Origin of the sequence: Hyphomonas sp. (assembly GCF_018402285.1) — a bacterium.
Taxonomy (GTDB): Bacteria; Pseudomonadota; Alphaproteobacteria; order Caulobacterales; family Hyphomonadaceae; genus Hyphomonas.
The window spans coordinates 619042-627277 of the sequence record NZ_JAGYJH010000006.1; the positions used below are offsets into that span (position 1 = coordinate 619042).

At 57.3% G+C, this 8236-nt stretch carries 8 protein-coding genes and 1 pseudogene; 7 read left to right on the forward strand and 2 right to left on the reverse strand.

What is annotated here, in order from left to right; all coding sequences use genetic code 11:
- Positions 1-9 precede the first annotated feature (9 nt).
- The 6 genes from KG722_RS14780 (at position 10) to KG722_RS14805 (ending at position 5600) form a co-directional block, all read left to right on the forward strand.
- Positions 10-681: an acyltransferase gene (locus KG722_RS14780; protein WP_213272841.1), complete on the forward strand. Its 672-nt coding sequence runs from the start codon at positions 10-12 to the stop codon at positions 679-681.
- Between the two features lie 289 nt (positions 682-970).
- A complete protein-coding gene (locus KG722_RS14785; protein WP_213272843.1) occupies positions 971-2647 on the forward strand; it encodes a capsule biosynthesis protein in 1677 nt (558 codons plus the stop codon).
- Between the two features lie 79 nt (positions 2648-2726).
- Positions 2727-3809, forward strand: coding sequence for a GDP-mannose 4,6-dehydratase (gene gmd / locus KG722_RS14790; protein WP_213272845.1), 1083 nt, complete (start codon positions 2727-2729; stop codon positions 3807-3809).
- Between the two features lies 1 nt (position 3810).
- Entirely contained in the window at positions 3811-4755 is a 945-nt protein-coding gene (locus tag KG722_RS14795; RefSeq protein WP_213272847.1) for a GDP-L-fucose synthase, read from the forward strand.
- Positions 4756-4797: 42 nt separating this feature from the next.
- Complete coding sequence (locus KG722_RS15525) at positions 4798-5052, forward strand: NAD-dependent epimerase/dehydratase family protein (RefSeq protein ID WP_366910247.1); 255 nt, start codon at positions 4798-4800, stop codon at positions 5050-5052.
- 137 nt (positions 5053-5189) lie between these two features.
- The gene (locus KG722_RS14805) at positions 5190-5600 is read left to right on the forward strand and encodes a GDP-mannose 4,6-dehydratase (protein WP_366910257.1); all 411 of its coding nucleotides are present in this window, start codon (positions 5190-5192) and stop codon (positions 5598-5600) included.
- An 8-nt stretch (positions 5601-5608) separates the two neighbouring features.
- On the opposite strand, the gene KG722_RS14810 is transcribed toward KG722_RS14805, so the two are convergent.
- Positions 5609-6607: a glycosyltransferase family 2 protein gene (locus KG722_RS14810; RefSeq protein WP_213272853.1), complete on the reverse strand. Its 999-nt coding sequence runs from the start codon at positions 6605-6607 to the stop codon at positions 5609-5611.
- A 52-nt stretch (positions 6608-6659) separates the two neighbouring features.
- A pseudogene (gene kdsA / locus KG722_RS15530) lies at positions 6660-7500 on the reverse strand (3-deoxy-8-phosphooctulonate synthase).
- A 238-nt stretch (positions 7501-7738) separates the two neighbouring features.
- Between kdsA and KG722_RS15535 the strand changes: the two are divergent.
- A complete protein-coding gene (locus KG722_RS15535; protein ID WP_366910248.1) occupies positions 7739-8224 on the forward strand; it encodes an SMP-30/gluconolactonase/LRE family protein in 486 nt (161 codons plus the stop codon).
- Positions 8225-8236 lie beyond the last annotated feature (12 nt).

Sequence of the window (8236 nt, forward strand, 5' to 3'; positions counted from 1 at the left end):
CGCGGGCCAATGTCAATAAGCGACCATGCCTTTGCCGACGGTTTTGTGTTCCAGCGTGTAACAAGCGAAGATGATGCGCGCGCGCTGATCGAAGCATCCGGTGCGGCTGCAGATCCGCAAGTGGTTCGCCACCTGGTAGCGCTGTGGTCCCGTTTCGATGCTGGGGCTGAAGTCGCACGTGAAGTGCGCCTTTCGGCGCAGGCGCGTCTGGTCAACTTTGGAGACCCCGGTTGCGTCAGGATTGATGGCCCGTCTGCAATCCGAGGCATTTTGCGCGCTGAAGCAGGCGGGAAAATCCGCATTGGCCGCTATGCTTATATCGGTGACGGCGCAATCGTGTCCGCGCGAGCAGCAGTGGATATAGGAGAAGCGACCTTGCTCGCGCATGGGGTGCAGATTTTTGATAATGACTCCCATCCGACAGATCCCTTTCAGCGCGAAATTCAGTTTCGTCGGATGCTGGGGGACAAAAGCGTTGTGGCCGCTCTAGACATAGGCGCGGCGCCGGTCCGGATCGGGAATCGATGCTGGATCGGGATGAATTCGATTGTCCTTAAAGGCGTCAAAATTGGAGACGAAACGATTGTGGCTGCAAGTTCGGTTGTGACCACAGACCTTCCTCCGAGGGTGCTCGCGGCCGGAAATCCTGCGCGGGTCGTCAAGGAATTGTCACATACATAATTCATCACAGGCGCAATCCGCTGGTTTGCGATTGGGGAAAAGAGGCAATGAATTCTAAGGCAGAGACACCCGATCCTTATCCGTTTTACTCGTTTGTGACCAAATCGAATGTCGAACTTGTAATGTTGGAAGGCCTCCCTTCGAATCTTGAGGCGGCCTATGGCATCAGCTGCGATTTGCTGCTCCCCGCAGCAAAGGCACCGGATTTCACGACCCGCACTCATTGCAATTTCGGCGCGGGCGTCAGTTTCGCTATTCGCGAACACTGAGCGTTGTTGGGATTCTGATAATGCCTCGTTTGTCTGCGCCACCGCAGTTTCTAGGAGCTAGCCGCATCGGTGCTCCCGAGAAAGGTTTTCCCGATTGGCCTTCGCTGATTGCGCAGTCGGGCGGCGCCTGGTCTGCGGCTGTTGGTGCAGCGAGCGGTCCGAAAGTTCTGGTTGCATCAAACACCGGCATGCACGGTGCGGTCTCCACCTTCGACTCTGTGCTCACGGCAGCTTTGACATTGGCAGGTGCGCGCGTTTCGCGCACTTTCTGCGACGGTGTCCTGCAAGCCTGCCTGATCCCGACATTTGGCGATGCAACGCCGCCGTCCGTGCTGGTTGAGCGCGAACTGCAGGCAAAGCTCTGCAAAGCTTGTTTCAATCGCGGAACGCACACTCATAGGCCTTCCGGGTTGCCGGAACACCGGTTCAGCGACTGGCTGAAGCCGGAAGATTATGCACTGGCAGAGTCGATTGCAGCCTCCGTTCCGTATCCGGACATGCCGTCCTGGCAGATGGACGGCCTTCCGGTGGGAGAGCATGCATATGCTGGCGCGCTTCGCTACTTCGCAAAGGGTGACATTTCCGACGAGCCTCAGGGAGAAGGCGTTGCGCGCCGCTATCTCGAGGGTGCCATTCTCACGGCATGGGTGTTTGACCGGTTGCTGGAAGCCGAGAAACCTGATGTTGCGATTCTTCACCACGCAATTTACAGTCCGCAGGGTGTTGCCGCCGCAGTCTGCCGCAAAAGGAATGTGCGTGTTGTTTCATGGGTCGTCGCCTACAGGAAATCCTGTTTTATTTTTAGTCATGATGACACCTACCACCATACGCTGATGACAGAACCGGTTGAGACATGGTCCGACCTGAAGCTGACGCCTTCGCAGCGCGAGGAGCTGACGGCGTATCTCGCTAGCCGAGCTGATGGTAGCATGGATTGGATATATTTCCATCGCGAAACCTCGTCGGGTTACGATGAGTATGCGCGCAGCAAGGGAATTGACCGGTCAAAGCCCCTGATCAGTGTGCTGACAAACGTCATGTGGGATGCACAGCTTCACTATCCGGCGAATGCCTTCCCCGGAATGAAGGACTGGATTGTCGAAACGGTTCGTCTCCTGAGGGATCGCACCGATCTGGAAGTTGCAATTCGGATCCACCCGGCTGAGGCGCGCGGCGCGATCAAGTCACGTCAGCGTGTCGCTGATGTGCTGCGTGAAGCCTTTCCGGTCTGGCCTTCGCATATCCACCTGATTGAGCCTGAAGAAGAGGCGAGCACGTACGATCTCGCTCACCACTCAAATGCTGTCATAATCTACGGCACCAAGATGGGCACGGAGTTAACCCCGCTGGGCAAGCCGGTCATCGTTGCTGGTGAAGCCTGGATCCGGAACAAGGGACTGACCGAAGATGTTCACAATCGTGACCATTACGCGGAAATCCTGTCCCGGTTGCCGCTGGCGCCCGGCCAGGCGGAGCCTGACCGTGAGCGAGCGTTGCTATATGCCTATCATTTCTTTTTTCGCCGGATGATCCCGCTGCCCTTTCTCGAGCCGAATGGAACGGGCGCGATGTTTGACGTGGGTGTCAGGTCCGTTATGGACCTGTCGCGGGGGCGATTTGGCGGGCTCGACACGATCACCAAGGGTATTCTGGAAGGAACCCCCTTCATCTATGAAGCCGAACGTGCACCTGCCTAGGGGCAGATAGTGCGGGCGGTTTCCATGTTTCGTGCGGCTCAGGCCGCACGGTTAGAACTGAAATGAGGAAAGTATGACAATGGCCAGCACTAAGTCGGCGAAAGCCAAAACCGCGCTCATCACCGGGGTGACGGGTCAGGACGGTGCTTACCTTGCGCGCCTTCTTTTGTCCAAGGGCTACGATGTCCACGGCGTCAAGCGCCGCTCCTCCAGCTTCAATACGGGCCGGATCGAAGACATCTACGAAGATCCGCATGTCGAGAACCAGCGCTTCCGCTTGCATTATGGCGACATGACCGACGCGACTAACCTCATCCGCATTGTTCAGGAGACGCGGCCGGATGAGATCTACAACCTCGCGGCCCAGAGCCATGTGCAGGTAAGCTTCGACACTCCGGAATACACCGCCAATGCAGATGCTGTCGGGACCTTGCGCCTCCTCGAGGCAATCCGCATCCTCGGCTTGGATAAATCCTGCCGGTTCTACCAAGCCTCGACCTCTGAACTCTACGGTCTCGTCCAGGAAGTTCCGCAGTCCGAGACGACGCCCTTCTATCCGCGCTCACCCTACGCGGCAGCTAAGCTCTATGCCTACTGGATTGTTGTGAACTACCGCGAAGCTTATGGAATTCACGCCTCCAACGGTATCCTCTTCAATCATGAAAGTCCGCTGCGGGGTGAGACTTTCGTGACTCGCAAGATCACGCGCGCGGCGGCCGCCATCAAGCTCGGCCGGCAGGAGAGGTTGTATCTTGGCAATCTCAACGCCGAACGCGATTGGGGCCATGCCAAGGAATATGTCGAAGGCATGTGGCTGATGTTGCAGCAGGAAGTCGCCGATGATTACGTGCTCGCTACCGGCAAGACCACGCATGTGCGCACCTTTGTCGAGTGGGCGTTCGAGGATGCGGGCATAAGCCTCGAATGGAAGGGAACAGGCGTGTTCGAAAAAGGCTATTGTCAGAAGACTGGCAAATGCCTCGTCGAAGTCGATCCGCGTTATTTCCGTCCTACGGAAGTCGACCTGCTTCTGGGTAATCCGGCGAAGGCGCGCGACAAGCTGGGTTGGACGCACAAGACATCCGTGCGCGACCTTGCCCGAGAGATGGTGATGGAAGACATTCAGCTGATGCAGACCGCACCGATCATGAGGGATGCCTGAGATGTACGACCTCGCGGGCAAGCGGATCTATGTTGCCGGCCATCGAGGAATGGTCGGCAGCGCCGTCGTTCGCCGCCTATCGCGCGAAGGCTGCGACGTGCTGACGGCTGACCGCGACCGTGTTGATCTTATGCGCCAATCAGAGGTCGAGCAGTTCATGGAGACGGAACGCCCGGACGCCATCGTTATGGCTGCCGCTAAAGTCGGCGGCATCCTAGCCAATGACAGCTATCCGGCAGATTTCCTCTACCAGAACCTCATCATCGAGGCGAACGTTACTGCGGCGGCGCACGGTGCTGGCGTTCAGCGCATGCTGTTCCTTGGATCCTCCTGCATCTATCCGAAGTTTGCAGATCAGCCGATACGCGAGGACGCACTTCTGACCGGGTCTCTCGAGCCGACCAATGAATGGTATGCGATCGCCAAGATCGCGGGTATCAAGCTCGCTCAGGCTTACCGGCGCCAGTACGGGCGCGATTATATCGCGGCCATGCCGACAAACCTTTATGGCCCGGGCGACAATTTTGACCTCTCATCGAGCCATGTGCTTCCGGCGCTGATCCGCAAAGTGCACGAAGCAAAGGCACGCGGCGATGCCTCGATTACTATCTGGGGAACCGGCAACCCGCGGCGCGAGTTTCTGCATGCCGATGACTGCGCAGATGCCCTCGCCTTCCTCCTTAAGACCTATTCCGGGGAAGAGCACGTCAATGTGGGCTCCGGCCACGACGTGACCATTCTTGAACTGGCGCAGATTGTCTGCCGGATCGTTGGGTTTGGGGGCAGTATCGAGCACGACCTGACCAAGCCCGACGGCACCCCGCGCAAACTGATGTCTGCTCACAAGCTGCGTGGAATGGGCTGGAGCCCATCGATCCCACTTTATGATGGAATCGCCTCAACGTATCGCTGGTTCCTAGAGAATGTGGCGCAAGTTAAGCTCTGAATCCTTCAGTGACGTTAGCCGCAGAAGCACGCGAATGAAAATTTGGTCACCGGCAGGGCGGGTTTGATTGGGGCAGCACTGGTGGGACATTTGCTGGCAAGCGGCCCAGAGGTGGTCGTCGTGAACAAGCTGACTTGCACAGCAAATCTGGCGACGCTTGATGCCTTCCGGGCTTCACCTTGGTTCCGGTTCGAGCCTGTCATGAAACCGACGGACAGGGTAAGCTCGAAAACTTCCGGATACTGCATGTATCCACTGATGAAGTATTCGGTTCGCTCGAGTCCGAGGGCGTTTTAACGAAGCAAGTAACTCAATCCGTCATCTCCCTGTGCGCCCTCTAAGGCGGCGGCAGACCAGATAGTCCGCGCATAGCATCGCACATGTAACATTCCAGTCATCATTTCAAACTGCTCCAAGAATTAACGCCCTTACCAATTCCCAGAAAACTTATCCCGTGCGCGCTCTTGACCGCTCGTGAGGGTAAGCGTGTAGAAGTCTACCGAAAAGGCGTGCAGGTGCGCGACTGGTTGTCCCTCGCAGACCATGCGAGGGCTCAGGCCATGATGCTGAAAAAGGGCGTGCCGTGTGAAACCTATTGCGTCGGCGGGCGAGCAGAAAAGCGCAATATCGATATGGTCAGCGCCATATGCTCTTTGCTGGATGAACGGCGTCCCCGGGCTGATGGGCGTCCTTACGGCATCTTGAAAACACGTTTCCGCGACCGGCGCGGCCATGACCGGCGCGACGCCGTCGACGCGTTGAAGATCAGGCGCGATTTCAGCTGGCAATCGCAAGAAAGTTTTGATTCATTCAATCGGCCTGCCGCGCAAGTTGATGTTGGTTAACGCGCGGGTTAGCCGCGAGGTTGCGGGCGAACATGCACTTTGCGGCGGTGCAGGAGCCAGGGGTTCCAGGCCATCCTGTTGACCAACGACCACAGGCCAAGCTTTCGGGAGCTAACCTTCCAGGCACAGTCCGTTCGTATACGCTTAATACCTGTAATGCCGTCTAGCAGCCCTTTAAGCATGGGGCGCGTGCGTGGAGTGAAGGCGTTGTGGATCACGATATAGGCTGTCAGCATAAGATGTCCTGGCAGCGTAAGGATCAGCAGAGGAAGAGGCATGTTCTTAAAGTAGGTCCACACCCGGTTTCGTGTGCCGTGATAGGTGGCAAAGGCGCTCGCCCTTCCGGTTATACCGCTGCCGGTATGGCGAACGACGGCGCCGGGAACAAACAGGCAGTCATGGCCTGCAAGCTGCAGTCGGAAGCCGAGGTCAACGTCTTCGCAATAGCAGAAATAGCGTTCATCAAAGCCGCCCATATCCCGGAAAAGGATGAGGTCGTACATCGCCGCTGCGCCGCAGGCGCTGAAGCAGAAACCGGGTTGTGGAAGCTCCGTCACCGGACGGCTGAACCCGCCCCGCCAGGGAATCCCGAAGAGCAGGTAGGCGTCACCGGCGCCATCCATCAGGGAAGGGGTGGCTAGGTCAATCTGGGCGGAGGCAAATGTCTGAATCCCGGGATTCCCTTCTGCGGCAGCCATCAGCTGCTTTAGCCAGTCTGGCTCCGCCACGGTATCGGGATTGAGCAGGACCAACCATCGCCCGCGGGCCTGTCTTGCGGCCAGATTGTTGCCACCGGCAAAGCCTGTATTTTCAGGGTTCAGGATAAGTGAGGCTGAGGGTAGGGCAGATAGGTCTACTGCCTGCGGAGATCCATCCGTAGACGCATTATCTAACAGGATAAGCTCGAAATCCCGGTAGGTCTGCCGGGCAAGAGAATCCACAGCATTCTGAAGAAATGCGCCGCCATTATAATTGATGATAACGACCGAGATGTTGGGCGAAGTCATGCAAGCTATCCTGCCCGCCAGAAAGGATTGGTCCGTCACAGGCCGACCTTCATCAGACGTTCACCCCTGCGTGGATCGCCTTGAGCCTGCTCAGCAGCGCTTCAGCCTCGGAAAGCGAAAGGGAGCTTGGGCCATCACAAAGTCCCTTGCTTGGGTTAGTATCGAACTCCAAAAATACGCTTTCAACGCTCGCGGCAACTGCCGCTTTGGTGGCTATGGACACCCCGCACTGCTGGCCGCCGGTGGATGCGCCAGCAGTTCGCGGGTCAGCTCCGGGCAGCTGGACCGAACGGGTTGCTTCAATGGTCACCGGACAGCCTAGCTTCTTCATCTCAGGAATCGAGAGCGTATCGACGATCAGATTGTTAATTCCAAAACTCACGCCGCGTTCGCCCGGATGACAGCTGTTTGCGGTGAAACTTCGGTGATTTTCGTCATGATGTTTTTTTGAGTTCCAAGGGGGGGGCATGAACTGGGGCTTCTCGGCCTGGATCAGTGCTTGTTCCTTCGCTGCGGCTTTCGCTGTCGCGATGACTAAATCCGTGTGACGTACCAGGTAGGCTAGCATTTGGAGAATGCCGGCGACGGCGGCGATAGGCTGCCTGAAGGGGATCGTGCAGGTCTGTGACTACGGGCACCGCAAGCTGGATCTTCAAGCGGGCAAGTATCTTCAGTCCTGCCTCCAGACCAAGGCCGCGATAGGATTTTATGTAAGACCGGTTTGCCTTGTCGAAGCTTGCCTTGAACACATAGGGCAGACCCAGCGCGGCGCAGATGCGTTTCACATCAAGGGCCAGTCCTTCATCTTCAAGAACATTCAGTCCAGCCCTGACCGCCAGCCGCCCATTGCCGCCAATAGTCCACCCTGGTGGAGTTAGGATCAGCGCCGTCATGATCTACCTGCTCCTGAAGTCATTTATCTGGCTAGTTAGCGTAAATCTTCGGCCACGCGAACCCGTTCCCGCCCGCTTCACCGAATAATTGGGTCTGTATGGCCTGCTGATTTGCGACAAACTGGTTGGCCAGGCCTGGAGTATTTTTCCCGGGCCCGTCAGAAGGTCTGGTTATTAGCGGGAGCAAAAGTTCTTCTATAGTCTGCTTCAGAACACATACTGGAACTTTCGGTCGCTGATGGGCGAACGCTGGATCAGTCAGAGAGTGGGCGCACTAAGTTCAGGGCCTATCCTCTTGATCCGGCGCTTGGCCGGACGGACAGAGCCCGCCATTGCGAAGCTGTCTGTAGAACTCGGAGAGCCCGATGGTGAGGCGCTCGATGCTGCCGGCCGTTACCTGACAGCGTGGTGGTGGCACGGCGCAATAACAGCCTGTGCTCCAGACCTGAGGTTGCAGGATTTTCTCGAGGTTCCGGTTTGTCAGCCCAATTGTGTGGCTTTCGGCAGTAAGGATCTGGACTTGCCGGCGGTAACGACGGCCAGCATGGGGCTCTCCCAAGAGCAGCTTGCGAGGGATCCGAGAGCGGGATCGATCTTTGTTTTCCTCGTTCACTTAAAGGGCAGACTTCCGTTTGGTTTTTCGGGGACACCGCATGGATTTGAAGCACTTGGGCGCCTGGCCGATAAACAAAGAAGCCGCCCTGTCGAAGGGCGGCTTCCGTGAGCCCCGTGGGGC